Raw genomic sequence first — 26,972 nt, 5'->3', positions numbered from 1 at the left:
GCTGGCTGCCCGAGCACGGTTGTCCTCTCTCGCTATTCGGCCGTCGCGCGGCCACCAACCTCTCAGGCGGGATGGGCTGCGACGTAAGCCCGGAAGGCTTCGAGGATGTACTCGGCGGTTCCGTCACCGTGCACGTCGTAGTTCTTCCGGAAACGTGGGTCGGCGACGTACATCTCGCCGAGTCCGAGCAGGTACTCGCTGGTCACCGGCTTGCCCTGCGTCCCGCCGCTGATCCAGTCGCGGTGCCGGACGACAATTGCTTGCGCAACATCACTATCCGCGGGCAGTCCTGCGGCGCGGGCCTTCCCGTAGTCGGCGGCGATGTCGAGATGCGCCTGGAAAAAGGCATGCTTGTCGGTTTCGGTCATCGAGCGCCACCAGCGATCACCGCTCTCGTAGGCCTCCTTGCCCCAGCGCTCGGTGACTTCGTCCTTGTACTCGGTGTGGTCGAAACCGTCGAAAACCTCTGCGGCCATGAGCGGTTCACCTCTTTCAGTCTTGTGCAAAGTGGTCGACACCGACTCGATCTGCCGCGCCACCCGATCCTGCTGCTGGCGAAGCAGTTCCAGGTGGGTCCGCAGCGCACCGGCGGTGTCCTGTTCACCGGCGAGAACTTCGGCGATCACGGGAAGGCCGAGGCCGAGTTCGCGCAGCAGCAGAATTCGCTGCAGTCGAACGAGAGAGGTCTGGTCGTAATAGCGATAGCCGTTGGCCCCGATCCGGCTCGGCTCCAACAGCCCGAGCTGCCCGTAGTGGCGCAACGTACGACTGGTGGTTCCCGCGGCCTTCGCGAGGTCCTGGATGGACCATTCACCCACCATGACCTGCTCCTTTTCTCGTCGGTACCTCCACTCTGCAAGTTGACGCTACGTCAATGTCAAGACGCGAACCCGAATTCGACCTCCACCGTGTCGCGCTCGGTGTACATCCGCCACAGCCGCGCACCCCCTGCCGATTCCGGCCCTCACCGAGGACCACTGATGCAGGCGATGCGCGGCTGACCGGTCAGCGAATCAGACTCGGTTCGTTGCCGAAACCAATTCCGGCGCACCCGAATTCATCTTCGACTCGGCGTCACTGTGCCGTTCGACTGAATTGGATCCGGCATTGACGGGCGACGCTTGTTCTCCTGCAACCGGTTCGGAACCATCGACCGGCTTGGTCGGCAGCTGCCCGAAGACGGTAGCCGCGAGAGCGACGCCGAGGCCGATGATCTGCGGAGCGGTCAGCGCCTGACCCAACGCGATCCAGCCGATCACCGCGGCCGACACCGGGCTGAGCAGGCCGAGGAAGGCGACCGAAGTCGCTGGTACGCGCGAGATTCCGCGAAACCACAGCCAGTAGGCCAGCGCGGTGCCGATGACGCCGAGGTACAGGTACCCGCCGATGGCCTGTCCGTCGAGCGCGGGCGGCGCACCTTCGATCAGCAGGGCCAGGGGCGCGATGAACAGCCCACCCGCGGTGAGCTGCCAGCCGGTCATCGCCAGCGGGCCGACACCATCGGGGCGTCCCCATTTCTTGGTGAGCACGGTTCCCGCCGCCATCGAGGCCGCACCGGCGAGACCGGCGACCACGCCGATCAGATCGAGTTCGGCGGTGCCGCGGAGCACGACCAGCGAGACACCGAACACGCCGACAACACCCGCGATCACCTTTCGCCTGGTCGGCACTTCGGCCAGCAGCACCGCCGCGAACCCGAGCGCGAACATCGGCGCGATCGCACCGAGCACCCCGGCGACACCACCCGGCAGCCGGTACGCGGCCAGGAACAACAGCGGGAAGAACGCGCCGATATTGAGCACGCCAAGCACCGCGGTCCGGCCCAGCCATTGGCCGTGCGGCAGCACCCTGGTCAGCGCGATCAGCACCAATCCGGCGGGGAGCGCGCGCATGAGCGCGGTGAACAGCGGCCGGTCAGGGGGCAGGAGTTCCGTGGTCACCGCGTAGGTCGAGCCCCACACGATCGGGGTGAGAGCGGTGAGCGCGAGGGTGCCCACGTAGCCGGTGGAGCGGGTTGTGGTCGTCATGTTCACTCCTGATTGATAATCTCAACATTGAAATATCTACCCGCAGAGATATCTCCGCGTCAAGTAGATGAACGTTAAGAGTTTCAACCGAGAGGGAGAAGAGATGCGCGACGCGGTCGATCTGATCACCGAGCACTGGAACATCGAGCGCCCGGATGTCGACGTATCACCGATGGCGATCGTCGGCCGGATCACCCGGCTCGCGCGCGTTCTCGAGCAGGATCTGAAGCGCTTCTTCGCAGGTCACGACCTGGAATTCTGGGAGTTCGACGTGCTGGCGACGCTGCGTCGTTCCGGCGGCGAGACCGGCCTCACCGCGGGTGCGCTCAACCGTGCCGCGATGGTCACCTCGGGCGCCATCACCAACCGCATCGACCGCCTAGCCGCGAAGAACCTGGTTCGGCGCGTCCCCTCCCCCGACGATCGCCGTTCAGTCTTCGTGCAGCTCACCGCCGAGGGCCGCGAACTCGTCGACCGGCTGCTGCCGCTCCACATGGCCAACGAGCAGCGCTTGCTCGCCTCGCTCGGCGGCACGGACCGCGAGCAGCTCGCCGACCTGCTGCGCACCCTGGCTATCGGGTTGGATGACACGAAGCTCGACTGAAGGATCCGGCGTAATCGTGCAATCGGCCTGTTTCCAGTCACTCGCCGTCGTGCACGCCAGGTACTGCGCCGGGGTTCACCGGGCCGTACTCGGCGTGCGCGCCGGGCGTCGCGGCGGGATTCACCGGCCCGTGGACGGGTTCGCCCCTGACCTCGGCATCCGAGGGAATCTGCAAACCATGCGGACCTCCAGGCGAAACAGCCTGGGGAACACTGCCTTCCGGCGTCTTCAGCTTGGGTCGACCCGATGCCGTCGCAGGCAACTGATCACCCGCATCCGGAACGAGCTGCAGCAGCGTGGAGAAGTCGACGACCTGCGCGCCGAGCGTCTGCGTCGCGACGATCACACCGTTCGTGTACATCCGGTACGTGCCCGCCCGTTGCGGCAGCAGCATTTCCGGGCCGATCGGCTCGCCCACCGCGCTACTCGCACCGCCGATGCGCCGGTACTCGGTGTCGATCACCGACTCACCCGCCAGCGCCTCGATGGTCAGATCCGGCTGCACCGGTGCGGCGGGAACCACTGGGGCCGGGGCGGATTCGACGAGTTCGCTGGGCGCCGGGCCGACCGCGAAGGTCTCGATATCGGCGGGCCTACCGCCATCCGGAGCAGCCGAGTATTCCGAACGCAGAATCTGCCCGTCACGCAACAACACCGTGCCCGTGGTGGCGGCGACGGCCTCGGTACTGCGCGAATCCTCTTTCACCGTACCGGGATACGCCTGGCAGTCGGTGGTATCGCAGGTCTGCGCGTAGTCGTACCGGCTTTCGGCGAGAGCATAGGAACGGGCCGCGATCGCTTGTGCGCGTAGGGCTTCGAAGGCGCCCTGGTCGGCCCAGTTGGCCTGCATTTCCGCGGGCAGGACACCGGCGAGATAGTCGTCGAGGTCCACCTGGTTGACGGTGCGATAGGACTCGCCTTCGAGCGCCACGCCGAGCGCGCCGCGATAGGCGGTGCCCCCGCAGAGGGTCAGGTGTTCCTCGGCAGGCCTGCCCGCACCGGGGCCGACCGGATAGACGAACGGATCGTCGGTCGAGGCCTGCCACAACACTTCTCCGTCGCAGCCCGCGGTCACGACCACATTCGCCCCGCCGTCGGGCAGCGGTGTGAGATGGGCGGCGTCGCCGGGGCCGATCGTGCGGCCCGCGACCTGCGCGCCGGCGGCGGCGAAGGTATCGAGGGTGGCGTCGTCCTGGGCCTGGAGCCGGACACCGATCGTTGTCGGCCCGATTTGCCCGAGATCTGCGCCGGGGTAGTAGTGACCGAGAATCTCCTCGGCCGACCAGCCCGCCCGCGCGTTGTCGAAGGCACCGACCTGGCTCATGCCGCGACCGTGTCCCGCGCCGACGGTCGGGGTGATCTGGCCCGGCAGGATCTGCCACAGGCCGATCGCACCGGTCAAGGCCAGCACGGTGCCGCTGACCAGCACCGGCAGCGGCACGGTCCAGATGACCGGCACAACCCGGCGACGGGTGCCACGGCCGCTACTGCGGGCGATCAAGGTGTCCGCTCTCATACTGCGCTCCCACGGTTTCGCGGTTCGACCGGCGGAGCTCGCGTCGGCATGTCGTCGTCGCCGAGCGGGATCCGAGGGCTACATTCGAGCAATCACATAATCCTCAAGTTGAGGTTGAGATGTGTGACGTATGTTAACTAGTGTGATGCGTGAGGTTAGAGGAAGCAAGCATCACATGCGCGGAAAAACACGAGCTCGACCCTGATAGGAGTCGCACGTGCGATACCGAAAGCCGAAACGTTCCTACGTGCTCCCGGTGGTCACCACCCTCGTTGTCGCCGCACCGGTCGGCGCGTTCGCTCTCAGCGACTCGACCGACTACCGCAGCGCCAACGATTCCCAGGTCACGGCCGTGCCGACGCAGCTGGCCGAGGTCGCGCTGACCTCGGTTCCCGACATCACGGTCCCGCTGCGTGACCTGACCGGTCTCGACCTCCCCGATCTGCACCTCTCGGACCTGCGCATGTTGGGCCTGCCTGCCTCGATCCCGATCCCCCCGGGATTGCCGGTACCCCCGGGCGTGGCGCTGCCCGCCGAGATCCAGCTGCCGCAACTGCCGACGAAGCCGCAGCCGACCCCGACGCAGCAGGCCACACCGGGCGCCGCGACACCTGGCGCCCCCGGGGCCGCCGCCCCGCCCGCGCGCCCACCGGTCCCGAGCACGACGGTCCCCACCGCGCCCCCGGCTCCCCCGGCCCCTGAGGCGCCCGCGACTCCCGCGCCCACAGCCCAGCCACCCGCCGCGGCCGCACCTCCCACCGGCGCCCCGGTCTCCCAAAGCCGGTCCGCCGGCGCGAAATTCATCGCTGACCCGGAGAACCTCGAACCCGGCACCACCCCCGACACCCCCGCCCTCTCTCCGGGCGCGGTCGGCCCCGACGTCATCGACCAGGTGGGCGCGCAGGTCAAGGAACTCACCCAGGACACCCCGTTCAGCATGGTCGCCATCACCGCTCGCGACCTGGCGAACACCACAACCAAACTCCGTGCCCGCCAGCTCGACGGCAACTGGGGTCCCTGGTACGACGCCGATCCGCTCGACACCAGGGCCACCGATCACACCCCCGCGGGCGCACCGACCGGCACCGAACCGATCTACGTCGGCGAGACCACCGCGGTGCAGATGCTGGTCACCCGCAAGCCCACCGCGGGCCCCGACCACGACCCGGCGCACCTCACCGAGGCCGCGCTCAAGGCCATCCTGATCAATCCGGGCCGGGCCGCGATCGATGCCGCGCTCACTGACGTGGCCGCGGCGCTGCCCGGTGGCGGACCGAAGGTCATCACCCGCGCGCAGTGGGGTGCCGACGAATCGATCCGCTGCCAGGAACCCACCTACGACGACGGCCTCGGCGGTATCACCGTGCATCACACGGCCGGTCGCAACGACTACAGCCGTTCCGAATCGGCGGGCATCGTCCGCGCGATCTACGCCTATCACGCCGAAACGCTCGGCTGGTGCGATGTCGGCTACAACGCCATGGTCGACCAGTACGGCCAGATTTTCGAGGGCCGCTACGGCGGCCTCGACCGGGCGGTTCAGGGCGCGCACGCGGGCGGTTTCAACGAGAACACTGCCGGTGTGGCGCTGATGGGCAACTACGAGACGGAGGAGCCGAGCAACGAGGCGATCAACGCGATCGGCAAGTTCATCGGCTGGCGGTCCAAGCTCGCCGGGATCAATCCCAAGGGCACGACCACGATGTACTCCGAGGGCACCGAGTTCACCCCGTACGCCTACGACGAAGCGGTCGACCTGCCGGTGGTGTTCGCGCACCGCGATGTCGGCAACACCGACTGCCCCGGCGATGCCGCCTACGCGCTGATGGACCGCATCCGCGGGATCGCGGCGGGTAACTCCAACACCTACACCTCGCCCCCGACGGTGAATCGTCCGCCGAGTCAGCAGGCCCGCGCGCCGCAGGGCAATATGGCCGAACTCGGCGCGATGGTCGACAAGTTCCTGGGCTTGGCCGGCGACAACGCGATCGCCAAACACTGGGTCGCCAAAGGCGGGGTCGACGGGCCGCTCGGCGCGCCGCAGTCGGACCTGATCTCGGGCGCGCAGGGCCGTCAGTACGCGAAGTTCGCCAACGGTTTCGTCTATTCGGGCGAGGGCGGTGAGGTGTTCGAGGTGATCGGCACGATTCTCGACCGCTATCTGAGCCTGGGCGCCGACTCGGGCGTGCTCGGCCTGCCGACCACGGGCTCGTACCTGGTCCCGAACGGTTCGCGCACCGATTTCGAGCACGGTTCACTGGTGCTCAACGAGCTCACGGGCATCGTCACGACGTTCTGGAAGACCTACGACGAGACCTACAAGCAGGAAATGAACGGACAGCCGAAGCCTGGCCAGACGCAGACCGCGCCGACGCTCGGGCTCGCGATTCCGGCCGACCCGACGGCACAGCCGATCCCTGCCGAACCGGTCCCCGTCGAACAGGCCCCGGCCGACCCGCCTGTCCCCGAACCCGCCCCGACCGGCTAACCCCCGGTCACGGCGAAGAACAGCCGGTGCACCTCCGAGTGAGGGCACCGGCTGTTTTATTCGCGGGGCATGCGAGGTTCTACCGGGTCCGGGCGGTATACCTTGCTGCTCAGCTAAACCGGGCCCAGGGTGGTCGGGCCTATCGCCACCAGCGCTCGAGGACCATCGCGACGCCGTCGTCTATGTTGCTGCCTGTCACCTCATCGGCGGCCGCCCGAGCTTCCGGGTGGGCGTTCCCCATCGCGACTCCGTGCCCGGCCATCGCCAGCATCGGCACGTCGTTCGGCATATCTCCGAAGGCGACGATCGAGGAATTCTCTACGCCGATGCGTCGGGCGACCTCGGCCAGCCCGGACGCCTTCGTCACCTGCGGCACCGCCAGCTCGATCAGCCCGCTCTCGGTGGAGTAGGTGATCTCGGCGCGGTCGCCGATGAGGGGGGCGAGGGCGGCGCGCATCTCGGAACTGCGGGCCGTGCTGAGCCGGATGAGCATCTTGATCGCGGGAGAGTCGATGACCTCGGCGTGCGAGACGACGGTGTCGTCGGGGTTGAGCCAGGCATGTTCGTAGGTCGGCGAGCTCACGAACTGCTGGGTCACGGCGTCGTGCGCGCTGGCCCCGACCCGCTCGGTCGCCAGCCCACAACCGGGTAACGCGTGTTCGGCGACCTCGGCCAACCAGCTCAGGGTCTCGGTATCGAGTGTGTGGCTGGACAGCACCCGGTCGGTGGCGCTGTCGTAGATAACCGCGCCGTTTCCGCAGATCGCGAGCGGTGCGTACCCGAGTTCGCTGACGACCGGTTCGATCCAGCGCGGCGGGCGGCCGGTGGCGAGCACGAAGGTGGCGCCGTCGGCGACGAGCGCCCCGACGGCGGCCTTGGTGCGCGCCGAGACCTTGTCGGAATCGTCGATCAGCGTGCCGTCGACGTCGCTGGCCACCAGCTGCGGTTTCGGGTGCAGGTGCGTCATCCCATCTATCCTGCCGCACGTCGCCACACGGGGACGCCGGACTGTCCCTATGATCAGGGCCTGAATACCGATCCAGAGGGGACTGATGACCGGCTTTTTGTTGCGGCGCACACTCAACTACGTTGTGCTCCTTCTGCTGGCATCGTTTCTGACGTTCAGCCTCGCATCCCTCACGTTCAACCCCCTCGAAAGCCTCGAGCAGCGCAATCCGCGCCCGCCGCAGTCGGTGATCGACGCGAAGGCCGAGCAGTTGCATCTCGACGAGCCGATCCCACAGCGCTATCTCACCTGGCTCGGCGGCGTCGTGCAAGGGGATTTCGGAACCACCCTGGCCGGGCAGCCGGTGAGCGAGGAACTGGGCAGGCGGGTGGCGGTGAGTCTGCGGCTGCTGATTCTCGGTTCGGTCATCGGCACCGTGCTCGGCGTGCTGATCGGTGCCGCCGGCGCGATCAGGCAGTACAAGTTCAGCGACTATTTCTCGACGGTGCTGTCGCTGCTGATCCTGTCGACGCCGATCTTCTTGCTGGCGACGCTGTTGAAATACGGTGCGCTGCAAATCAATACGATGACCGGCACACAGATCTTCCTCTACACCGGCGAGACCTCGGCCACTCAGATCACCGGGTTCTGGAACCAGATGGTCGATCGCGCACAGCATTTGGTCCTGCCGACCCTGGCACTCGCCCTGGGCGGCATGGCCGGCTACAGCCGCTACCAGCGCAACGCCATGCTCGATGTGCTGCAGAGCGATTTCATCCGAACAGCGAGAGCCAAGGGCCTGACGCGCAATCGGGCCCTCTACAAGCACGGCCTGCGCACCGCGCTGATCCCGATGGCCACCCTGTTCGCCTACAGCCTCGGCGGATTGATCACCGGCGCCACCTTCGTGGAGAAGATCTTCGGCTGGCACGGCGTAGGTGAATGGCTGATCGATGCGATCAATGCCCAGGACCTCTATGTCGTGGTGACGGTGACGGCGTTCGCCGGTTTGGTCGTGCTGGTCTCCGGCCTGCTCTCCGATGTCGTCCTTGCCCTGCTCGACCCGAGGGTGCGTGTCTCATGACCGAAACCGAACTCATCGTCGTCGGCGCACCGGAGGCCATCGCCGCCGGGCGCCGCAAACTGGTGTGGCGCCGTTTCCTGCGCAACAAACCCGCCGTGGTCGGCGCGGTGATCCTGTTGGTGCTGCTCGTGGCCAGTTTCGCGTTGCCGCCACTGCTGCCGTGGGATTACCAGCAGATGGATTACAAGGCGCTGATGCAGCCGCCGAGCCTCGAGCACCCGTTCGGCACCACCCAGATCGGCCAGGACGTCCTCGCCCAGACCCTGCGCGGCCTACAGAAGTCGCTGATCATCGGCTTCTGTGTGGCGCTGTTCTCCAGTGTCATCGCCGCGACCGCGGGTGCGGTGGCCGGGCTGCTCGGCGGTTGGACCGATCGCGCCATCATGTGGTTCGTCGACCTGCTGCTCGTGGTCCCCAGCTTCATCATCATCGCGCTGTTCGCGCCGCGCACCAAGGGTTCCGGGTCGATCGCCATCCTGATCGTGCTGCTCAGCGTGTTCGGCTGGATGATTGCCGCCCGCATCATCCGCGGCCTCACTCTGAGCCTGCGTGACCGCGAATTCGTCCGCGCCGCACGGTATATGGGCGCGCCGACTCGCACCGTGATTCTCAGTCATATCGTCCCGAACATCGCCTCGATCCTGATCATCGACACCACACTGGCCGTCGGCTCGGCGATCATGGCCGAAACCGGTTTGAGCTTCCTCGGTTTCGGTGTGCAGCCGCCGGATGTGTCGCTGGGTTCGCTGATCGCGGCGGGCACCAAATCGGCGCTCACCTACCCGTGGTTGTTCCTGTTCGCTGGTGGCCTGCTGATCACGATCGTGTTGTGCGCCAACCTGGTCGGCGACGGTCTGCGCGACGCGTTCGACCCCGGCGCCCGTGGCGCGCGCAAGGCCCGCAAGGAGGTCGCCGAGCACAAGGACGAGGCGCAGGTGGAGCTGAAGAAAGCCGAGAAGCGATGACCGCGTCGACCGCACCCCTGCTCGAGGTCACCGACCTGCGAGTCTCGTTCCCCGGCGAGGAAGGCCGCGTCGACGCCGTACGCGGGGTGAACTACACCGTTGCCGACGGCGAGGTACTCGCCATCGTCGGCGAGTCCGGATCGGGCAAGTCGGTGTCCTCGCTCGCGGTGATCGGCCTGCTGCCCGAGCAGGCGCGGGTGCACGGATCGGTGCGCCTGCGCGGCCGCGAACTGCTCGGCCTCGGTGACAAGCAGATGTCGAAGCTGCGCGGTTCCTCGATCAGCATGGTCTTCCAGGATCCGCTCTCCGCGCTGACCCCGGTGTACCGGGTGGGTGACCAGATCGCGGAAGCCCTTCTCGCACACGGCAAGATGGGCCGCAAACAAGCCGGTGAGCGGGCCGTCGAGCTGCTCGAACTGGTCGGCATCACCGATGCGAGGGCTCGTTCCAGGGCCTTCCCGCACGAGTTCTCCGGCGGTATGCGCCAGCGCGTGGTGATCGCCATGGCCATCGCCAACGACCCAGCCCTGATCATCTGCGACGAACCGACCACCGCGCTCGACGTGACCGTGCAGGCCCAGATCCTCGCGTTGCTGCGTAAGGCACGCGATATCACCGGCGCGGGCGTCATCATGATCACCCACGACATGGGTATCGCGGCCACCGTCGCCGACCGGGTCGCGGTGATGTACGCGGGCAAGATCGTCGAAACCGCGCCTGTCGCCGAACTTTTCGCCGCTCCCCGGATGCCGTACACCGTCGGCTTGCTCGGCTCCATTCCGCGTATGGACGGCCCGCCACGCACGCCGCTGATCCCGATCCTCGGCGCCCCGCCCGCCATGCACGCCCTGCCGCCCGGCTGCTCGTTCGCGCCGCGCTGCCCGGTCGCGATCGGCGACTGCACCGCCGCCGAACCCCCGCTGGAGAAGGTGAGCCCCGGCCACTCGGCCGCCTGCATCCGCACGGCCGAGGTCAGTTCCAAGCAACTCTTCGAGGCCTACCGCAAGGACATCCCCACCCCGGCACACCCCGACCGCACCGACGAGAACGTGGTCCTGCGCGTCACCGACCTGGTGAAAACCTTCCCGCTCACCTCAGGGGTGCTGCTGCGCCGCCGCACCGGCGAGGTCCGCGCGGTCGACGGCATCAGCTTCTCGGTGCGCGCGGGCCGCACCCTCGCACTGGTCGGCGAATCCGGTTCGGGCAAGTCGACCACGCTGTCGCAGATCATGGACCTGGCCCGCCCACAGTCGGGCAGCATCGAAGTGCTCGGCAACGACGTCGCCACCCTCACCAAGGCGCGCACCCGCGAGATCCGCCGCAAGATGCAGATCGTCTTCCAGGACCCCAGCTCCTCCCTCGACCCGCGCCTGCCGATCTTCGACGTGCTCGCCGAGCCGCTGCGCATCGACGGCCGGTCGCGCGAAGAGGTCAACCGGCGGGTGCCAGAGTTGTTGCGGCAGGTGGGATTGCGTCCCGAGCACGCCGATCGCTACCCCTCGGACTTCTCCGGCGGCCAGAAGCAGCGCATCAGCATCGCCCGCGCGCTGGCGCTCGACACCCAGCTGTTGGTTCTCGACGAACCCGTCTCGTCGTTGGACGTGTCGATCCAGGCGGGCGTGCTCAACCTGCTGCGCGACCTACAGGCCGAGCACGGACTGTCTTACCTGTTCGTCTCCCACGACCTGTCGGTGGTGCGCAATCTCGCCCACGACATCGCGGTGATGCTGCAGGGCAAGATCGTCGAATCCGGTCCGGCCGAGCAGATTTTCGCCGATCCTCAGCACGAATACACGCGCTCGCTCATCGCGGCCGTACCGGAACCCGTCGTCAGCGGCTGATCACGAGCCGAAACAGGAGGCGCCATGCGAACCCGTCGAATGCAAGCAGGCCGTAGTACCCGATTGCGCTGTGCCGCCGTAGTGGTGGCGGCCGGGATGATCGTGGCGGGCTGTGGGGGTGGTGACGAGTCGGCGGCCGGGTTGAGCAATGCGATCGGCGCCACCAGCGACGTCAACCCCAAGGGTGTCGAGGAGTTGCGTGAGGGCGGGAACCTGCGCCTGGCGACCACCGACTACCCCGCCAACTGGAACATCCTGTCCAATGACGGCAACAACGGTGAGATCGGCGAAATCGTGCGCGCGATGCTGCCGCGCTCCTTCGAAATCGACGCCGCGGGCCAGCTCAGCGTCGACACCGATTTCTTCACCGATATCCAGCTGACCGGCACGGATCCGATGCAGGTGACGTATTCGATCAACCCGAAAGCTGTCTGGTCGGACGGTTCGCCGATCACCTGGGAAGACCTCGCCTCGCAAGCGCACGCGCTGAGCGGCCGCGACAAGAGCTATCTGATCGCGATCACCAACGGTTTCGAATTCGTCGACAAGGTGGAGCGAGGTACCGACGACCAGCAGGCCGTCCTCACTTTCAGCAAGCCCTACGCCGACTGGCGCGGCCAGTTCTCCGGCAACTCCGCCCTCTACCCGAAGTCGGTGACCAGCACACCGGAGGCCTTCAACACCAGCCTCGCCGACGCGATCACCCTCACCGCGGGCCCGTTCCTCGTCAGCGACACCGACCGCGCTCAGGGTCGGATCACCTTGGGCCGCAACCCGAAATGGTGGGGCGACAAACCCGTTCTCGACACCATCACCTACAGCGTGCTCGACCACTCATCGTGGGTCCAGGCGTTGCAGAACAACGAACTCGACCTCGTTCGCCTGACCACCCTCGACGACGTGAAAACGGTGCGCGGAACCGAAGGGCTCGTAGTGCGCCGTGCTCCCGGTAATCGATGGCGCCACATCACCTTCAATGGCGCGCCCGGCTCGATCCTGGCCGAAGAGGGTGTGCGCGTGGCTATCTCGAAGGCGATCGACCGCATCGGGATCGTCAACGCGATGCAGAACGGGCTGGTCGAGGACCCGAAACCGTTGAACAACCACGTCTTCCTCCAGGGCCAAAAGGGCTACCAGGACAACAGTCTCGGCTTCGACCCCACCGCCGCAGCCAAGCAACTCGACGATCTCGGCTGGAAACTCAACGGCGAGGTGCGCGAGAAGGACGGCCGCAAACTGGTCATTCGCGACGTCATGTACAACGACCCCACCTGGGTCCAGATTGCCCAGATCATCCAGCAGAACCTGGCCGCCATCGGCGTTCAGCTCACCATCGACACCAAGCCCGCCGCAGGCCTTTTCACCGACGTGATCCAGCCCGGCGACTTCGACGCCGCCCAATACGTCTACCAGGGCGACCCCTTCCCCTTGAGCAGCATTCGCCAGATCTACTACTACGACCCGACCGACCTCCAGTCCAACTTCGGCCGGATCGGCTCTCCCGAACTCAACGCCCTCATCGAACGAACCCTCACCGAACTGGACCCCGCGAAGTCCATCGACCTCGCCAACCAGGTCGACCGCAAGGTATTCGAAGAAGGACACTCGCTCCCCCTGATGCAGTCCGACGGCAGCGTCGGCGCCCGCACCACCCTCGCCAACATCGGTTCCCCCGGTTTGGCAACGTACGACTACACGAAGATCGGATTCACGAAATGACCACAGCTACTTACGCCAGGCGGTTGCGCCGGGCCGGTTTCCGCATCGCGGTGCCTGTTTTCGCTTTGACGTTGGTGCTTGGTGGTTGTGGGTCCGATGACAGTTCGCAGATCGGGGCAAGCTCCGTCGGCACGGTGAACGACATCAATCCCAAGGATGTGAGCGAACTCCAGGATGGCGGCAATTTTCGTCTGGCACTGACCTCCTTCCCGGAGACCTTCAACTCAGACCACGTCGATGCGAGCAGCGACGTGTCCGATGTCGTCGGATGGACGCTGCCGGGCACGGTTACCGCGAACGCCGCGGGCGAATTGTCGGTCGATCACGACTACTTCACGGATATTCAGCTCACCGGCACAGAGCCCCAACAGGTGACGTACACGATCAACCCCAAGGCGGTCTGGTCCGACGGCTCCCCGATTACCTGGGAGGACATGCGTTCCCAGGCTCAGGCGCTGAGCGGCAAGGACGTCGCGTACCAGGTTCGCGGTACCGACGGATTCGACCGTGTGGAAAAGGTCGAACGCGGTGTCGATGATCGTCAGGCCGTTGTCACGTTCGCGAAGCACTACGCCGAGTGGCAAGGCATGTTCAACCCCTTCTACCCGAAAGCATCCACTGAATCGCCGACAGCATTCGAGAACTGGGCACGCAACAGCCTTCCGTTGTCGGCGGGCCCGTTTGTCATCAGCTCGATCGATCGCGCGCAGCAACGCATCACACTGAACCGGAATCCGAAGTGGTGGGGTAACACTCCGAAGCTGGATTCGGTCACCTTCGCGGTACTCGACTATTCAGCGCGTATTTCCGCGCTGCAGAACAACGAGCTCGACGCCGCCACCGTCTCGGGCATCGACGAGATCTCCACCGCCGCCGGATCACCGGGCCTCGACGTACGGCGCGCCCCTTCGCCGAGGTTCTCGCACTTCACCTTCAACGGCGCTCCCGGTGCGCTGCTCGAAGACCCGCAGCTGCGCATTGCCATTTCGAAGGCGATCGATCGGCAGGGCATCGCCAACGCCACGCAGCACGGCGTGGTCGCAAACCCGGAACCGCTGAACAATCACATCTACGTGAAGGGCCAGAAGGGCTACCAGGACAATTCAGCGGCAGTCTCCTACGACCCGCAGGCAGCCGCCAAGATGCTCGATGACCTCGGCTGGAAGCTCAACGGTGATGTCCGGGAGAAGGACGGGCGCAAGCTCGAACTGCGCGATGTGATGTACCAGCAGGACGCGTGGGTCCAGATGGCCCAGATCGCTCAGCAGAACCTTGCCGCGATCGGCGTCAAGCTGACCATCCAACCCGTACCGGGCAATGGTCTCTTCAAGGATGTCGTCGACCCCGGCAACTTCGACATCGTTCAGTTCACCTGGTCCGGCGGCATTCTTCCGCTCGGCGCGTTGCCACAGATCTACGCCTACGATCCGAACAACCGCCTGAGCAACAAGGGCCGCATCGGCAGCCCCGAGCTCAACGCACTGATCGAAGAGACCATCTCCGAACTGGATCCGGAAAAGGCCATCGAGCTGGCTAACAAGGCCGACCGGATGATCTTCGAAGAAGGGTTCTCGCTCCCCATCGTGCAGTCCCCCGGCGCCGTGGCGGTGCGCTCTACGGTTGCCAACTACGGAGCATTCGGTTTGGCGTCTTCCGACCTGACCAAAGTCGGATTCGTCAAATAGACAACCGTAGTACCACACTCGTGCAGCGAATCTGAGGAAAGGAGCGGTCAATGCGAATTCGTTCGATGACCACCCGCCTGGCAATCCCCCTCGTCATCGTCAGTTTGATCGCTGCCGGGTGTGGCTCGGGCGACGACATCGCGGCGGAGGGCGAAGCCGCGCTCGGCACCACCAACGACATCAACCCGCGCGACGTCAGCGAACTGCGCGACGGTGGCAATCTCCGACTGGCGATTACCTCGCTGCCGGAGAACTGGAACGGCCTGCACACCGACGGCAATACCGGAAACACCGGCTCGATGCTGCGTCCGGTGATGCCGCGTGCGTTCAAAACCGATGCAGCGGCGAATCTCTCGGTGAACACCGATTTCTTCACCGACGTCGCGTTGACCAACACCGAGCCGCAGCAGGTCACCTACACGATCAACCCCAAGGCGGTCTGGTCCGATGGCACGCCGATTTCCTGGGAGGATATTCGGTCCCAGGCCGCGGCGCTCAGCGGTGCCGACAAGGCGTTCCTGATCGCCAACAACAGCGGCTTCGATCGGGTCGACAAGGTCGAACGCGGTGTCGATGACAAGCAGGCTGTTATCACCTTCAAGCAGCACTACGCCGAGTGGCGCGGACAATTCGCGGGTAACTCGGTGCTCTTTCCGAAGTCCGTCACATCGAGCGCCGAAGCATTCAACAACAGCCAGGTCGAGGCGCTCACGCTGTCGTCCGGCCCGTTCATCGTCCAGTCCGTCGACCGAGGACAAGGCCGGGTCGTCCTCGGCCGCAATCCCCGATGGTGGGGTGACACACCGAAACTCGACACCATGACCTTCAGTGTGCTGGATAGTGCAGCGTTCACTCCCGCACTCCTGAACAACGAGATCGATGCGGTAGGAATAGCCAGCCGCGACGATTTGAAGGCGGTGAGCAATACGCCCGGCATCGCGATCCGCCGAGCACCCGGTAACGGTTGGGGTCACTTCACCTTCAATGGTGCGCCCGGTTCCATCCTCGCCGACCAGGGTGTACGAGTCGCGATCTCGAAAGCGATCGACCGGCAGGGTATCGCCAACGCGATCCAGAACGGGCTCGTCCTCGACCCCGAACCGCTGAACAATCATGTCTACCTGCAGGGCCAGGACGGCTACCAGGACAACAGCCTCGGGTTCGACCCGACGGCCGCGGCAAAAGAGCTCGACGCCCTCGGCTGGAAGCTCAACGGGGATGTGCGCGAAAAGGACGGCCGGAAGCTCGAGATCCGCGATGTGATGTACAACGACCCGATCAATATTCAGACCGCGCAGATCATCCAGCAGAACCTCGCGCAGATCGGCGTCAAGTTGACCATCGAGACAAAGGCAGGCGCCGGTCTGTTCCCCGATGTCCTCAAGCCGGGAAATTTCGATGTAGGACAGTGGTTCTATGCTGGCGATGCCTTCCCGCTCAGCAGCCTGACGCAGATCTACGGCTTGTACCCCGATGACATCCAGGGCAATTACGGTCGCATCGGCTCTCCTGAACTCAACGCCCTCATCGAGCAGGCCATCTCTGAACTCGATCCGGTCAAGGCCAAGGAGTTGGCCAACCAGATCGATCGAAAGGTATTCGAGGAGGGACATTCCCTGCCGCTCATGCAGTCCGCCGGCAATCTCGGAGTTCGCGACAACCTCGCCAACTTCGGTGCGGCAGGCCTCGCTTCCTACGACTACACCAAGATCGGTTTCCTGAAGTGAGCCCGAAGGTCGGCTTCGAACAGTGAGTACCGGCCCGGCGCGCGCGCTCACCTATCCGCTGCTCGTCACGAGCGGCACCCTCGCGATCATCGCCGCGTGGGTGCCGTTCGCCGATATCGATCAGCTGAGTGCGCTCGCCGTGGTCGCTCTTGCCGTACTCGCTTACACCGCTTACCAATTGGGCCTTGCCTTCGGTGTTCTTCCGAGCGGGCTGGTCGCGACCGGCACGGTGCGCGGTAGGCGGGTTCGGCAGCAGCATCGACTGGTCAGCCGGTCGTGGTTGGAGATCAGCAGTGGGGACCGCGTGGTGTGGCAGCCGGTGTTCTATGACCCGGCGCTGTCGGCGCTCATCCCGACCGATCTGGAGCTGACCGGCCGATCCATCGATGATGGGAACACGCGTTTCTATCCCTCGGGCCGGGTCCGTACGGTCGAGCCGCCGGGCAAGCTCATCGATAACCCCTCGCGCCCCACGGATCCACCCGCGTACGGCATCCCCCGCCGGCTGATCCTCGACAGCCAACCCGCGATCGGCGCTCCCCTCGTCGGCCTGCTCTGGGTCTACGTCATGAACGGCGCCCTCGGCGCGTTCGTCGCCACCACCACGGTCGCCGCCACCACCTTTACCTGGCTCTCCGCCATCCGAGGCTCCGACCCCAGCTGACCTGGGCAGTCGATCACCAGGCATCTGCCATCAATTGTCCAGCTCAAAATCGGCTGGTCTGACCACTTGACCTCTTACCACTCAGGGCGCATCATCAGGGGTATGGCATGGACTCCTGTGGTGAAGCGCTCGGTTTCCGGTGATGTGTTCGAGCAGATCGCCGCCGAGGTGCTGGGTGGGGAGTTGGCGGCGGGGAGCACGTTGCCGGGTGAGCGGCAGTTGGCCGAGGCGTTGGGGGTTTCGCGGCCCGCGGTGCGGGAGGCGTTGCAGCGGTTGGCCGCGGCGGGGCTGGTTGCCGTTCGGCAAGGTGAGGCGACGACTGTGCTCGATTATCGGCGGAGTGCGGGGCTGGAAGTGCTTCCGCGGCTGTTGCTTCGGGGCGATTCCATCGATCCCGCGGTCGCTCGCAGCATTCTCGAGGCGCGGCTGCACAACGGGCCGAAGATCGCCGAGCTTGCCGCAGCGCGGGTGCGAGGGACGGTCGATCCGCGGATCGACGGCGAATTGGCGCTGTTGCACGAATCCGTCGATTCCCTTGTCGCCGAATCGGATCCACTCGCCCAGCAACGGATAGCGCTCGAATTCTGGGACCACATCCTCGATCTCGCCGATTCGATCGCCTTCCGGTTGATGTATTCCATGCTGCGCGCCGCCTACGAACCCGCCTTGGCCGCGCTGGCGCCGATCATGTCCGCCGAGGTGGGCAATGCCGACGCCTATCGAGACCTGGCCGCCGCGATCGCCGCGGGCGAGCCGGAACGGGCCGCCGAGACCGCGCGAGCACTGCTCGAGCCGGCGACCACCGCCCTGATCCATGCCCTGAACGGGGCGTGATCCACCCGAGGAAGCACCATGATGAATGACCGTCCGACAACGACGTCGCACGACACCGCCGCGCCTGACGCTGCCGACGAGCACCCGCAGACCACCGACCAGGTGACTACCGACCCCACGCACGCCGAGGCCGCGCGCTCAGCCGCTCCCGCACCAACCCATGCCACCCGTTCTCCCCGCCCGATGCGCCGCAGCTTGACATTGCCTGCGGCGGCGCACGAATTCCTCCGGCACCCGTCCCCATGGATGATCGCCACGGTATTCGTCGCCACGCTGGCAGCCCGCTTCGTGATCGGCGACTGGCAACTCACCGACGCCCTTGTCCCCGTGCTGATTCTGGCCGTATTCCCGGTTGTCGAGTGGATCATTCACGTCACTGTGCTGCATTGGCGCCCAAGGCATCTCGGCCCGCTGACCCTCGACAGTGAGCTGGCGCGCAAACACCGCGAGCATCACGTCGACCCGCGCGACATCCCGCTGATCTTCATCCCGCCGAAGTCGCTGTTGCTCACGATCGTGACCCTGGTCGCAATCGCCCTGCTCGCCTTCCCCCGCACCGGCCTCGGCCTCACCTTCCTGCTGACCATCACCACGCTCGGCCTGCTCTACGAGTGGACCCACTACCTCATCCACACCGACTACAAGCCGAAACATGCTCTCTACCGGGCAATTTGGCGCAACCACCGCCACCACCACTACAAGAACGAGCACTACTGGTTCACCGTGACCACGACCGGCACCGCCGACCGACTACTCGGCACCGCTCCCGATCCGGCCACCACGCCGACATCTCCCACGGCGCGCAACCTCCACGCCGACTAGATCCGAAGAACGCAGGCCCGGCTCGCATCGTCACGCGAGCCGGGCTTTCGCATGTCCACCGACGAAAATCCTTTCCGGCCGAAGGCTTGACAGATTTATACCCTAGGGGGGTATGGTATCGAGCACGAGATGCACTCCGCTCGAAAGGACGAAAGTCGTGACTACGCAATCGCAATCCACCCGGAAGTGGTGGGCGCTGGCGGTGATCGCCGCCGCGCAGTTCATGGTCATCATGGACACCTCGATCATCGGGATCGCGCTGCCCAAGATGCAGGCCGAACTCGGGTTCACGCCGGGCAATCTGACGTGGGTGTTCAACGCCTACGTGGTCGCCTTCGGCGGTCTGCTGCTGCTCGGCGGCAGGCTCTCCGACCTGCTCGGCGCTCGCCGGGTATTCGCCGCGGGCTGGGTGGTGCTCGGCATCGGCTCCGTAATCGCCGGTGCCGCAGGCAATGTCGGCGTCGAGCTGGCGGGCCGGGCGATCCAAGGTGGCGGTGCCGCCCTGATCGCGCCTTCGGCACTCACGCTGCTGATGATGTTGTTCGGCGGCTCGCCACAGGAACTCACCAAGGCGCTCGCCGTCTATGGCGCGGCCGCACCCGCCGGTGGTACCGCGGGCGTGTTTCTCGGTGGTGTGATCACCGAATACATCAGCTGGCCTTGGGTTTTCTACATCAACATTCCGATCGCCGTGCTCGCGCTGATCGCCGTGCCGCTGCTGATGCCCGCCGCCCCGGCGCGTAAGGGATCCATCGATATCGCCGGATCTGTCACTGTGACAGCCGGTTTGGCTGCCGCGGTATACGCGATCGTGCAGGCACCGGAGGTCGGCTGGGCGTCGGGTGAGACCTGGGGTGTGCTGGCACTGGCCGCCGCGCTCTTGGCCGGCTTCGTCGCCATCCAGTCCCGGCGCCGCGAACCGCTGATGCGGCTGAGCATCTTCCGCGCACCGAACCTGGCCGCCGCCAACTTCGCCCAGTTCGCACTGGCCGCTGCGTGGGTGCCGATGTGGTTCTTCCTCAACCTGTACCTGCAGCAGGTGCTCGGCTACAGCGCCTTCCCATCGGGTGCCGCGCTGCTGCCGATGACCACGCTGATCATGCTCGGCATGGTGGTGCTGGCACCGAAGGCGATGCAGCGGTTCGGCGCGAAGCCGATGATCGTCACCGGCCTGATCGTGCTCGGCCTCGGCCTCGCGGTGATGTCGCTGGTGCGGCCGACCGGCAATTTCTGGGTCGACGTGCTGCCCGCCTCGCTGATCGCGGCGGGGGGTATGTCGCTGGCCTTCATCCCCTCACTCGGCACCGCCATCTCGGCGGCGCGTCCCGAGGAAGGCGGGCTGGCCTCGGGCATCGTCAACGTCAGCTACCAGGTGGGATCCGCGCTCGGCCTGGCCGCCATGACGGCGGTGGCCGCCGCGTTCGGCGCGAGTCAACTCGGCGACGCCTCGGCGCTGACCGACGGCTATTCCGCCGCCTTCCTCGGTGCGGGCGTACTGGCACTGGCTGGCGCGGGCATCACCGCGGCGACCATGCGCACACCGGCTGCGGACAAGACCGGCGCGACCGTTTGACAAAGTACCCTAGGGGGGTATGGTAATGACCAAGAGCGAAACGAGGAGAGTCCTATGAGCACAACCACTGTCAGCGTCAACGGCATGACCTGCGGCTGCTGCGTCAACAAGGTCCGCGACAAGGTAGGCACCCTGCCCGGCGTCACCGGCGTCGATGTCGACCTGGCCGCGGGCACCGTGGCCATCGCAGGAACCGCACCAGAACGCACCGCCCTCGCCGACGCCGTCACCGCGGCCGGCTTCCAACTCGCAGACTGAACCGGATCGGAGCATCCCGATGAACGCAACAGGCAAGTTCGCCGGATTCACCCTCGGCCTCGCGGCGGTCTTCGGGATCGCTCTGGCCGCAGGCGCCCTGATCGGTCCGGAACCTTCCGAACCGGCCGGGCACGGCGAGCACTCGACCGCGGCGGCACCGTCCGCCGATCTGCCCGGTGGCCTCCTGGTCACCGATCAGGGCTACACCTTGGCGCTGGACAAGACGAACACCACCACCGCGGCGCAATCGCAGATCGCCTTCCGCATCCTCGACGTCACCGGCGCCCCGGTGACGAAATACCAGACCAGCCACGACAAAGACCTGCACCTGATCGTGGTCCGGCGCGATATGGCCGGATTCCAGCACGTGCACCCGGTGCTGGATCCGGCCGGAACCTGGACCGTCCCGCTGAATCTGAGCCGGGCCGGTGACTACCGGGTCTTCGCCGACTTCACCCCGGCGGGCGGGTCGAACCTGACCCTCGGCACGGACCTACGCGTCGCGGGCAACTACGACGTGCAGGCCCTGCCCGCCCCGGCCGCCACCGCGCAGGTCGGCGAGTACACGGTGGCGCTGAACGGCACGGTCAGCCCAGGTACCGCGTCAAAGGTGACACTCTCGGTCAGCCGCAACGGCACCCCGGTCACCGACCTCCAGCCTTACCTCGGCGCCTACGGTCACCTGGTCGCACTTCGGGCCGCCGACCTCGCCTACCTGCACGTTCACCCCGAGGGCACGCCCGGCGACGGGGTCACCCCCGCCGGGCCTGGCATCGACTTCGTGGTGAACGCGCCGAGCACGGGCGACTACCGCCTGTTCCTCGACTTCCAGCACCAGGGCGTGGTGCGCACGGCCGAGTTCACGGTGCGGGTCGCCACGCCGAACGCCACCGGCGCGAGCAACCCCGCCCCGACCAGCGCACCCGCCGATCACGGCACTCCCGGCCACGGCCACTGACCAGCGCCGAACACCCGCCTAGCCCGCCCGCGAACTCTCAGCAAGAATTGCTATCAGGAACAAAGGAGCAGCCCATGACCACCGTGACACACCCACCGGGCACCGGCCAGGTAGAACTGATGATCGGTGGCATGACCTGCGCTTCCTGCGCGAACCGGATCGAGAAGAAGCTCAACAAGCTCGACGGGGTCACCGCCACGGTCAACTACGCCACCGAGAAGGCGCGCGTCGACTTCACCGGTGACGTCTCCCCCGAGGAACTCATCGCCACCGTCGAGCAAGCCGGCTACACCGCGGCACTGCCCGCGCCGAAGCAGGCCGAGCCTGCCGCGGACGCCCCCGCGGAATCCGACCCCACGGCCTCGCTGCGCACCCGTCTGCTGGTCTCGCTGGTGCTCACCGTTCCGGTGATCGCGATGGCGATGATCCCGGCACTGCAGTTCACCAACTGGCAGTGGCTCTCGCTGACGCTGGCGGCACCGGTCGTGATCTGGGGCGCGCTGCCGTTCCACAAGGCGGCGTGGACCAACCTCAAGCACGGCACGGCGACCATGGACACGCTCGTGTCGATCGGCACCCTCGCCGCGTTCGGCTGGTCGCTGTTCGCGCTGTTCTGGGGCACGGCGGGCACGCCGGGGATGAAGCACCCGTTCGAATTGACCATCGCGCGGATGGACGGCACGGGCAGCATCTACCTCGAAGCCGCGGCGGGCGTAACCACGTTCATCCTGGCCGGGCGGTATTTCGAGGCACGGTCGAAGCGACGGGCAGGCGCCGCGTTGCGGGCGCTGCTCGAGCTGGGTGCCAAGGAAGTCGCGGTGGTACGCGACGGAGTCGAGACTCGAATTCCGGTGGAGCAGTTGGTCGTCGGCGACGAGTTCATCGTTCGTCCCGGCGAGAAGATCGCTACCGATGGTGTGATCACCGAGGGCACGTCGGCAGTCGACGCGTCCATGCTGACCGGTGAGTCGGTGCCGGTGGAGGTCGGCGTCGACGACGCGGTCACCGGTGCCACCGTGAACGTCGGCGGCCGACTCGTGGTGCGCGCCACCAGGATCGGCGCCGATACCCAGCTCGCCCAGATGGCACAGCTGGTCGAAGACGCGCAGACCGGCAAGGCGCAGGCCCAGCGGCTGGCCGACAGGATCTCCGGCATCTTCGTCCCGATCGTCATCGCGCTCGCCGTTGCCACGCTCGGATTCTGGCTCGGCACAGGCGGTTCCATCGCCGCGGCCTTCACCGCGGGCGTCGCGGTGCTGATCATCGCCTGCCCCTGCGCCCTCGGCCTGGCCACCCCGACCGCGCTGATGGTCGGCACCGGACGCGGCGCGCAGCTCGGCATCCTGATCAAGGGCCCCGAGGTGCTGGAATCGACCCGCAAGGTCGACACCATCGTGCTGGACAAGACCGGTACCGTCACCACCGGCAAGATGACGCTGCTCGAGGTGATCCCGGCCGAGGGTGAACTGGATGCTCGGGTTCTCGAACTGGCTGGTGCGCTGGAGGATTCGTCGGAGCACCCGATCGCGCAGGCGATCGCGAAGGGTGCGCGGGACAAGTCCGGCACGCTGCTGCCGGTGGAGGGTTTCGCGAATGTCGAGGGCCTCGGCGTGCAGGGTGTGGTCGACGGGCACGCGGTGATCGTCGGCCGGGCGCGACTGCTGGCCGACTGGTCACAGCCGCTCGACGAGAAGCTGGAAACCGCGATGGCGGAAGCGGAATCGGCGGGTAAGACCGCGGTGGCCATCGGCTGGGACGGCAAGGCGCGCGGCGTGCTCGTGGTCGCCGACGCGGTGAAACCGACCTCGGCCCAAGCCATCGCCCAGTTCCGCGCACTCGGCCTGACCCCGATCCTGCTCACCGGTGACAATGCCCGCGCGGCCCGCACCATCGGCGACGAGGTCGGCATCGACAACGTTATCGCCGAGGTGCTGCCGCAGGACAAGGTCGACACCGTCAAGCGGCTGCAGGCCGAGGGCAAGGTCGTCGCGATGGTCGGTGACGGCGTGAACGACGCGGCCGCCCTGGCCCAGGCCGACCTCGGCCTGTCCATGGGCACCGGCACCGACGTCGCCATCGAGGCCAGCGACCTCACTCTCGTCCGCGGCGACCTCCGCGCCGCCGCCGACGCGATCCGCCTGTCGCGGCGCACCCTGGCCACGATCAAGGGCAACCTGTTCTGGGCCTTCGCCTACAACGTGGCCGCCATCCCGCTGGCCATGGCAGGTCTGCTCAACCCGATGCTGGCCGGCGCCGCCATGGCGTTCAGCTCGGTCTTCGTGGTGAGCAACAGCCTGCGGTTGCGTCGGTTCAAGTCGACGGCGCAGTAGCCAATCGAGTAGAGGTGATCTATGTAGACTGAATCTACGTAGATCACCTCTACTTTTTGGAGGGCTTGTGGCTTCCGGGTTCGTCGGTCGTGGTACCGAGCTCAGCCTGCTGAGGACCCGCCTCGATCGGATCATCGAATCAGGGCGAGGCATCGCGGTCGCACTGCGCGGTCGCAGGCAGGTCGGAAAGTCGCGGCTGGTGCAGGAGTTCTGCGATCGGGCGAACGTTCGGTACTTCTATTTCGCCGCCACCAAGGGAATGTCGGTCAACGACTCGCTTCCGGCTTTCCTCTCGGAACTCCGCAGGTCAGGGATTGCCCGCGAGGCGGAAGCAGTGCCCGAGAGCATCAGCAGCTGGCCGGATGCGTTCCGAGTGCTCGCCCAGGCGATCGGCGATGAGCCGACCGTCGTCGTCATCGACGAAGTTCCCTGGCTCACCGAACAGGACGAGATCTTCGACGGGGCACTGCAGACAGCATGGGATCGGTTGCTGCAGCAACGACCCGTATTACTGCTGCTGCTCGGCAGCGATATCCACATGATGGAGCGCCTCACCGCATACGACCGGCCATTTTACGGCCGTGCCGACAATCTCGTCCTCGGCCCACTGAACCCCGCCGAGGTCGGCCAGTCGCTCGGCCTCGACGCCGCGGCAGGTATCGACGCTCACCTGATCACCGGCGGACTGCCCGGCATCCTGCGAAGCTGGCCGCAGGGAATGGCACCGCTGGACTTCGTGCGACGCGAGTGCGACGATCCGGCCGCGCCATTGTTCAGCGTGCCCGAATCGACTCTGCTCGCCGAATTTCCGGCGCCCGACCACTCCCGGCGCGTTCTCGAAGCGGTCGGCAGTGGCGAGCGAACGAATGCCACCATTGCGGCGGCAGCCGGAAGTCGTAGTGGCGCGCTGCCTTCCGGTACGTTATCGCCCTTGTTGCACCGGCTGACCACCGAGAAGCGCGTCCTCGCCATGGATGTTCCGCTTTCCATCAAATCGGGAAAGCCAGCGCTGTATCGAGTTGCAGACAGCAACCTGCGGCTCTATCTCGCCGCATTACGTTCCGTTCAGGAGCTGACTCGACGCGGTCGGCCGGATACCGCTTACGCGTTGTTCACTCGTCGATGGACAACCTGGCGCGGCAAAGCCGTGGAGCCGCTCGTGCGCGAGGCGCTCGAGCTGGCAGCGCTGGCGGGCTCGCTGCCGTTCGACAATGTCGCCGCGGTGGGGAGCTGGTGGAACCGTGCGTTCGATCCTGAAATCGATCTGATCGGCGCAGACCGCTCCCCCGTCGCCCACCGGATCGCGTTCGCCGGTTCGATCAAATGGCTGGGAAGCGCGTTCGACCGGCACGATCTTGCCGACCTGACTCGCGGTGCAGGTATGGTTCCCGGCTTCATTCCGCAGGAATCCGCCCTGGTGGTGGTGTCGCTGGGCGGTGTGCAGGGGTCCTGCGCTGACCTGGTCGACGTGACCTGGGATGCGCACGACGTGCTCGCTGCGTGGAGTTGACTCCGCGCAGCGAGCACTGACGCCCACTTAGAACAGGGTCTGGCCGTCGGCGGAGATGGTGAAGCCGTGGCCGCCCGCGTCGCAGCGCATGCCCTGCGGGGTGGAGGTGCAGGCGGCGCCGAGGGCGATGATGGTGTCGCCGTAGTTCAGGATCTTGCCGCCACCCTTGCGCGTGCCGTCGACCGATTCACCGACGAAGATGCCCTGGCTGGTGCACAGGAACTCAGCTTTGCTGCCGTAGACGTGCACGGCGACCTTGCGATCGGGGGCGTCGGTGCAGTCGGGCAGCTGAGGTGGAATGACATTCGCGTGGCCGAGCTGGCAACCGACACCGAGTGTGGTCGCGCTGACGATCCCGCACATGATGTTGCCGGTGGGCGACTGGAAGTAGAAGCTGTCGCGCTGCTGATAGTCGCGGGCGTCGACGGTGGCGTCGTCGCGGGATGGCAGGCCGGTCGGGCTGGGACCGGGAGCGGGCGTCGGGTCCGTAGTGTCGAGGCCGGGCACGACCGTCGGTTCGTCGCTCTGGCGTACTGATGTCCCGGCCGCTTGGGTGGGGCCCGTCGGTCCGCTCGAAGCCGGGCTGCCGGAGCTGTCACACGCCGCGAGTCCTCCCGCGAGCGCCACCAGCGCGGCCACCATGATCGCTGATCTCATGAGTTCGTCCCCTCTGTATCCACCCGACCGTCGAATCACAATCGCGAGTACGAGCGATATCGTTTCCCGCGCTCATGAACCGTGACCCACCCGAGGTGAGCCCGTGACCACAGCTCAGCACGTCTGGTACGCCGCGTACGGCTCCAACATGCACGCGCAGCGGTTCGCCTATTACCGCGAGGGCGGCACCCCGCCCGGAACCGACCACACCTATCCGGGATTCCGTGACCCCTCCGCACCGGCCGCCGTCGCCGCGCTCGTCCTGCCCGGAAGCCTGTATTTCGCCTGGCAGAGCCCGGTCTGGACGGGTGGGGTCGGGTTCTATGCCGCGCGTCCGGCGGCGGGCTGGCCGATCGGCGCGGCGGCGCGGGGGTATCTGCTGACCGTCGGTCAGTTCGGTGATCTGCTGGCTCAGGAGATGTACCGGACGCCGGCGACCGACTTCGATCCGGCGCCGGTCCTCGCCCGCGGTTCGGTGCGGCTCGGGCCCGGGCGCTACGAGACGGTGGTGCACGCGGGTACGCGCGACGGGATCCCCGTCCTCACCTTCACCTCGCCATGGGACCCGGAAACCGTTGTTCTGCAACGCCCCTCAGCGCGATACCTGACGATGATCGGCGCCGGGCTGCGTGAATCACACGGCTGGGATCCAGATCGCGTCGTCGAGTACCTGCGTGGGCGGCCCGGGATCGCCGGGCACTGGGATGAGGCCGACCTGCGTGGCGCGCTGCTCGGTGGCACCGGACTCGAGCAACCCTAGATTT

At 66.4% G+C, this 26,972-nt stretch carries 22 protein-coding genes; 17 read left to right on the top strand and 5 right to left on the bottom strand.

Going from position 1 to position 26,972, the window contains the following annotated elements:
- Positions 1-62: 62 nt before the first annotated feature.
- Both ACFXKN_RS09740 and ACFXKN_RS09735 read right to left on the bottom strand, forming a co-directional pair.
- Positions 63-821 carry a MerR family transcriptional regulator gene (locus ACFXKN_RS09740; RefSeq protein WP_378946803.1) on the bottom strand — a complete coding sequence of 253 codons (759 nt, stop codon included), beginning with the start codon at positions 819-821 and terminating at the stop codon, positions 63-65.
- A 192-nt stretch (positions 822-1,013) separates the two neighbouring features.
- Positions 1,014-2,027: a DMT family transporter gene (locus ACFXKN_RS09735; protein ID WP_378946806.1), complete on the bottom strand. Its 1,014-nt coding sequence runs from the start codon at positions 2,025-2,027 to the stop codon at positions 1,014-1,016.
- A 103-nt stretch (positions 2,028-2,130) separates the two neighbouring features.
- Between ACFXKN_RS09735 and ACFXKN_RS09730 the strand changes: the two genes are divergently transcribed.
- Positions 2,131-2,631 (top strand): MarR family winged helix-turn-helix transcriptional regulator, encoded by a 501-nt coding sequence (locus tag ACFXKN_RS09730; RefSeq protein WP_378946813.1) that lies wholly within the window; start codon positions 2,131-2,133, stop codon positions 2,629-2,631.
- Between the two features lie 37 nt (positions 2,632-2,668).
- Here ACFXKN_RS09730 and ACFXKN_RS09725 read toward each other — a convergent pair whose 3' ends face one another.
- Positions 2,669-4,147 carry a SpoIID/LytB domain-containing protein gene (locus tag ACFXKN_RS09725; RefSeq protein ID WP_378946816.1) on the bottom strand — a complete coding sequence of 493 codons (1,479 nt, stop codon included), beginning with the start codon at positions 4,145-4,147 and terminating at the stop codon, positions 2,669-2,671.
- Between the two features lie 217 nt (positions 4,148-4,364).
- Between ACFXKN_RS09725 and ACFXKN_RS09720 the strand changes: the two genes are divergently transcribed.
- On the top strand, positions 4,365-6,635 hold the full coding sequence (locus tag ACFXKN_RS09720; RefSeq protein WP_379432855.1) for an N-acetylmuramoyl-L-alanine amidase: 2,271 nt from the start codon (positions 4,365-4,367) through the stop codon (positions 6,633-6,635).
- A gap of 139 nt (positions 6,636-6,774) precedes the next feature.
- On the opposite strand, the gene ACFXKN_RS09715 is transcribed toward ACFXKN_RS09720, so the two are convergent.
- Positions 6,775-7,602, bottom strand: coding sequence for an HAD family hydrolase (locus ACFXKN_RS09715; RefSeq protein ID WP_378946825.1), 828 nt, complete (start codon positions 7,600-7,602; stop codon positions 6,775-6,777).
- An 85-nt stretch (positions 7,603-7,687) separates the two neighbouring features.
- Between ACFXKN_RS09715 and ACFXKN_RS09710 the strand changes: the two genes are divergently transcribed.
- The 14 genes from ACFXKN_RS09710 to ACFXKN_RS09645 all read left to right on the top strand — a co-directional run bounded on the left by ACFXKN_RS09710 (position 7,688) and on the right by ACFXKN_RS09645 (position 25,551).
- Positions 7,688-8,665: an ABC transporter permease gene (locus ACFXKN_RS09710; protein WP_378920022.1), complete on the top strand. Its 978-nt coding sequence runs from the start codon at positions 7,688-7,690 to the stop codon at positions 8,663-8,665.
- Positions 8,662-9,630 (top strand): ABC transporter permease subunit, encoded by a 969-nt coding sequence (locus tag ACFXKN_RS09705; protein ID WP_378946829.1) that lies wholly within the window; start codon positions 8,662-8,664, stop codon positions 9,628-9,630. The genes ACFXKN_RS09710 and ACFXKN_RS09705 overlap by 4 nt, the downstream gene beginning before the upstream one ends.
- Positions 9,627-11,471: an ABC transporter ATP-binding protein gene (locus tag ACFXKN_RS09700; RefSeq protein ID WP_379432854.1), complete on the top strand. Its 1,845-nt coding sequence runs from the start codon at positions 9,627-9,629 to the stop codon at positions 11,469-11,471. The genes ACFXKN_RS09705 and ACFXKN_RS09700 overlap by 4 nt, the downstream gene beginning before the upstream one ends.
- A 24-nt stretch (positions 11,472-11,495) precedes the next feature.
- Positions 11,496-13,190: an ABC transporter family substrate-binding protein gene (locus tag ACFXKN_RS09695; RefSeq protein ID WP_379432853.1), complete on the top strand. Its 1,695-nt coding sequence runs from the start codon at positions 11,496-11,498 to the stop codon at positions 13,188-13,190.
- On the top strand, positions 13,187-14,875 hold the full coding sequence (locus ACFXKN_RS09690; protein ID WP_379432852.1) for an ABC transporter family substrate-binding protein: 1,689 nt from the start codon (positions 13,187-13,189) through the stop codon (positions 14,873-14,875). Before ACFXKN_RS09695 ends, ACFXKN_RS09690 begins: the two co-directional genes overlap by 4 nt.
- A gap of 50 nt (positions 14,876-14,925) precedes the next feature.
- The gene (locus ACFXKN_RS09685) at positions 14,926-16,602 is read left to right on the top strand and encodes an ABC transporter family substrate-binding protein (RefSeq protein WP_379432851.1); all 1,677 of its coding nucleotides are present in this window, start codon (positions 14,926-14,928) and stop codon (positions 16,600-16,602) included.
- Between the two features lie 22 nt (positions 16,603-16,624).
- A complete protein-coding gene (locus ACFXKN_RS09680) occupies positions 16,625-17,266 on the top strand; it encodes a hypothetical protein (RefSeq protein ID WP_379432850.1) in 642 nt (213 codons plus the stop codon).
- 102 nt (positions 17,267-17,368) lie between these two features.
- Entirely contained in the window at positions 17,369-18,100 is a 732-nt protein-coding gene (locus ACFXKN_RS09675; protein ID WP_379432849.1) for a FadR/GntR family transcriptional regulator, read from the top strand.
- A gap of 183 nt (positions 18,101-18,283) precedes the next feature.
- Positions 18,284-18,922: a sterol desaturase family protein gene (locus ACFXKN_RS09670; protein ID WP_379432891.1), complete on the top strand. Its 639-nt coding sequence runs from the start codon at positions 18,284-18,286 to the stop codon at positions 18,920-18,922.
- A 157-nt stretch (positions 18,923-19,079) separates the two neighbouring features.
- Positions 19,080-20,495: an MFS transporter gene (locus ACFXKN_RS09665; RefSeq protein ID WP_378946853.1), complete on the top strand. Its 1,416-nt coding sequence runs from the start codon at positions 19,080-19,082 to the stop codon at positions 20,493-20,495.
- A 54-nt stretch (positions 20,496-20,549) separates the two neighbouring features.
- Entirely contained in the window at positions 20,550-20,753 is a 204-nt protein-coding gene (locus tag ACFXKN_RS09660; RefSeq protein ID WP_379432848.1) for a heavy-metal-associated domain-containing protein, read from the top strand.
- A gap of 19 nt (positions 20,754-20,772) precedes the next feature.
- A complete protein-coding gene (locus tag ACFXKN_RS09655) occupies positions 20,773-21,711 on the top strand; it encodes a hypothetical protein (protein ID WP_379432847.1) in 939 nt (312 codons plus the stop codon).
- A gap of 74 nt (positions 21,712-21,785) precedes the next feature.
- Positions 21,786-24,041, top strand: a complete 2,256-nt coding sequence (locus ACFXKN_RS09650) for a heavy metal translocating P-type ATPase (protein ID WP_379432846.1) — start codon at positions 21,786-21,788, stop codon at positions 24,039-24,041.
- Between the two features lie 67 nt (positions 24,042-24,108).
- On the top strand, positions 24,109-25,551 hold the full coding sequence (locus ACFXKN_RS09645) for an ATP-binding protein (RefSeq protein WP_379432845.1): 1,443 nt from the start codon (positions 24,109-24,111) through the stop codon (positions 25,549-25,551).
- A 27-nt stretch (positions 25,552-25,578) separates the two neighbouring features.
- Here the strand turns inward: ACFXKN_RS09645 and ACFXKN_RS09640 are convergent, their stop codons facing one another.
- Complete coding sequence (locus tag ACFXKN_RS09640) at positions 25,579-26,208, bottom strand: DUF6636 domain-containing protein (RefSeq protein WP_378946868.1); 630 nt, start codon at positions 26,206-26,208, stop codon at positions 25,579-25,581.
- A gap of 103 nt (positions 26,209-26,311) precedes the next feature.
- Between ACFXKN_RS09640 and ACFXKN_RS09635 the strand changes: the two genes are divergently transcribed.
- Positions 26,312-26,968 (top strand): histone deacetylase, encoded by a 657-nt coding sequence (locus tag ACFXKN_RS09635; protein ID WP_378946871.1) that lies wholly within the window; start codon positions 26,312-26,314, stop codon positions 26,966-26,968.
- The last annotated feature ends 4 nt before the right edge of the window (positions 26,969-26,972 follow it).

This window comes from Nocardia sp. NPDC059195, from assembly GCF_042754695.1.
Classification (GTDB): Bacteria; Actinomycetota; Actinomycetes; order Mycobacteriales; family Mycobacteriaceae; genus Nocardia.
This window is presented reverse-complemented; position numbering and strand designations above follow the sequence as displayed.

Excerpts from the sequence above, each read along its gene's own strand:
- ACFXKN_RS09740 (WP_378946803.1), bottom strand. The coding sequence starts at position 821 with ATGGTGGGTGAATGGTCCATCCAGGACCTCGCGAAGGCCGCGGGAACC.
- ACFXKN_RS09735 (WP_378946806.1), bottom strand. The coding sequence starts at position 2,027 with ATGACGACCACAACCCGCTCCACCGGCTACGTGGGCACCCTCGCGCTC.
- ACFXKN_RS09730 (WP_378946813.1), top strand. The coding sequence starts at position 2,131 with ATGCGCGACGCGGTCGATCTGATCACCGAGCACTGGAACATCGAGCGC.
- ACFXKN_RS09725 (WP_378946816.1), bottom strand. The coding sequence starts at position 4,147 with ATGAGAGCGGACACCTTGATCGCCCGCAGTAGCGGCCGTGGCACCCGT.
- ACFXKN_RS09715 (WP_378946825.1), bottom strand. The coding sequence starts at position 7,602 with ATGACGCACCTGCACCCGAAACCGCAGCTGGTGGCCAGCGACGTCGAC.
- ACFXKN_RS09710 (WP_378920022.1), top strand. The coding sequence starts at position 7,688 with ATGACCGGCTTTTTGTTGCGGCGCACACTCAACTACGTTGTGCTCCTT.
- ACFXKN_RS09705 (WP_378946829.1), top strand. The coding sequence starts at position 8,662 with ATGACCGAAACCGAACTCATCGTCGTCGGCGCACCGGAGGCCATCGCC.
- ACFXKN_RS09700 (WP_379432854.1), top strand. The coding sequence starts at position 9,627 with ATGACCGCGTCGACCGCACCCCTGCTCGAGGTCACCGACCTGCGAGTC.
- ACFXKN_RS09695 (WP_379432853.1), top strand. The coding sequence starts at position 11,496 with ATGCGAACCCGTCGAATGCAAGCAGGCCGTAGTACCCGATTGCGCTGT.
- ACFXKN_RS09690 (WP_379432852.1), top strand. The coding sequence starts at position 13,187 with ATGACCACAGCTACTTACGCCAGGCGGTTGCGCCGGGCCGGTTTCCGC.
- ACFXKN_RS09685 (WP_379432851.1), top strand. The coding sequence starts at position 14,926 with ATGCGAATTCGTTCGATGACCACCCGCCTGGCAATCCCCCTCGTCATC.
- ACFXKN_RS09675 (WP_379432849.1), top strand. The coding sequence starts at position 17,369 with ATGGCATGGACTCCTGTGGTGAAGCGCTCGGTTTCCGGTGATGTGTTC.
- ACFXKN_RS09670 (WP_379432891.1), top strand. The coding sequence starts at position 18,284 with ATGCGCCGCAGCTTGACATTGCCTGCGGCGGCGCACGAATTCCTCCGG.
- ACFXKN_RS09660 (WP_379432848.1), top strand. The coding sequence starts at position 20,550 with ATGAGCACAACCACTGTCAGCGTCAACGGCATGACCTGCGGCTGCTGC.
- ACFXKN_RS09655 (WP_379432847.1), top strand. The coding sequence starts at position 20,773 with ATGAACGCAACAGGCAAGTTCGCCGGATTCACCCTCGGCCTCGCGGCG.
- ACFXKN_RS09650 (WP_379432846.1), top strand. The coding sequence starts at position 21,786 with ATGACCACCGTGACACACCCACCGGGCACCGGCCAGGTAGAACTGATG.
- ACFXKN_RS09640 (WP_378946868.1), bottom strand. The coding sequence starts at position 26,208 with ATGAGATCAGCGATCATGGTGGCCGCGCTGGTGGCGCTCGCGGGAGGA.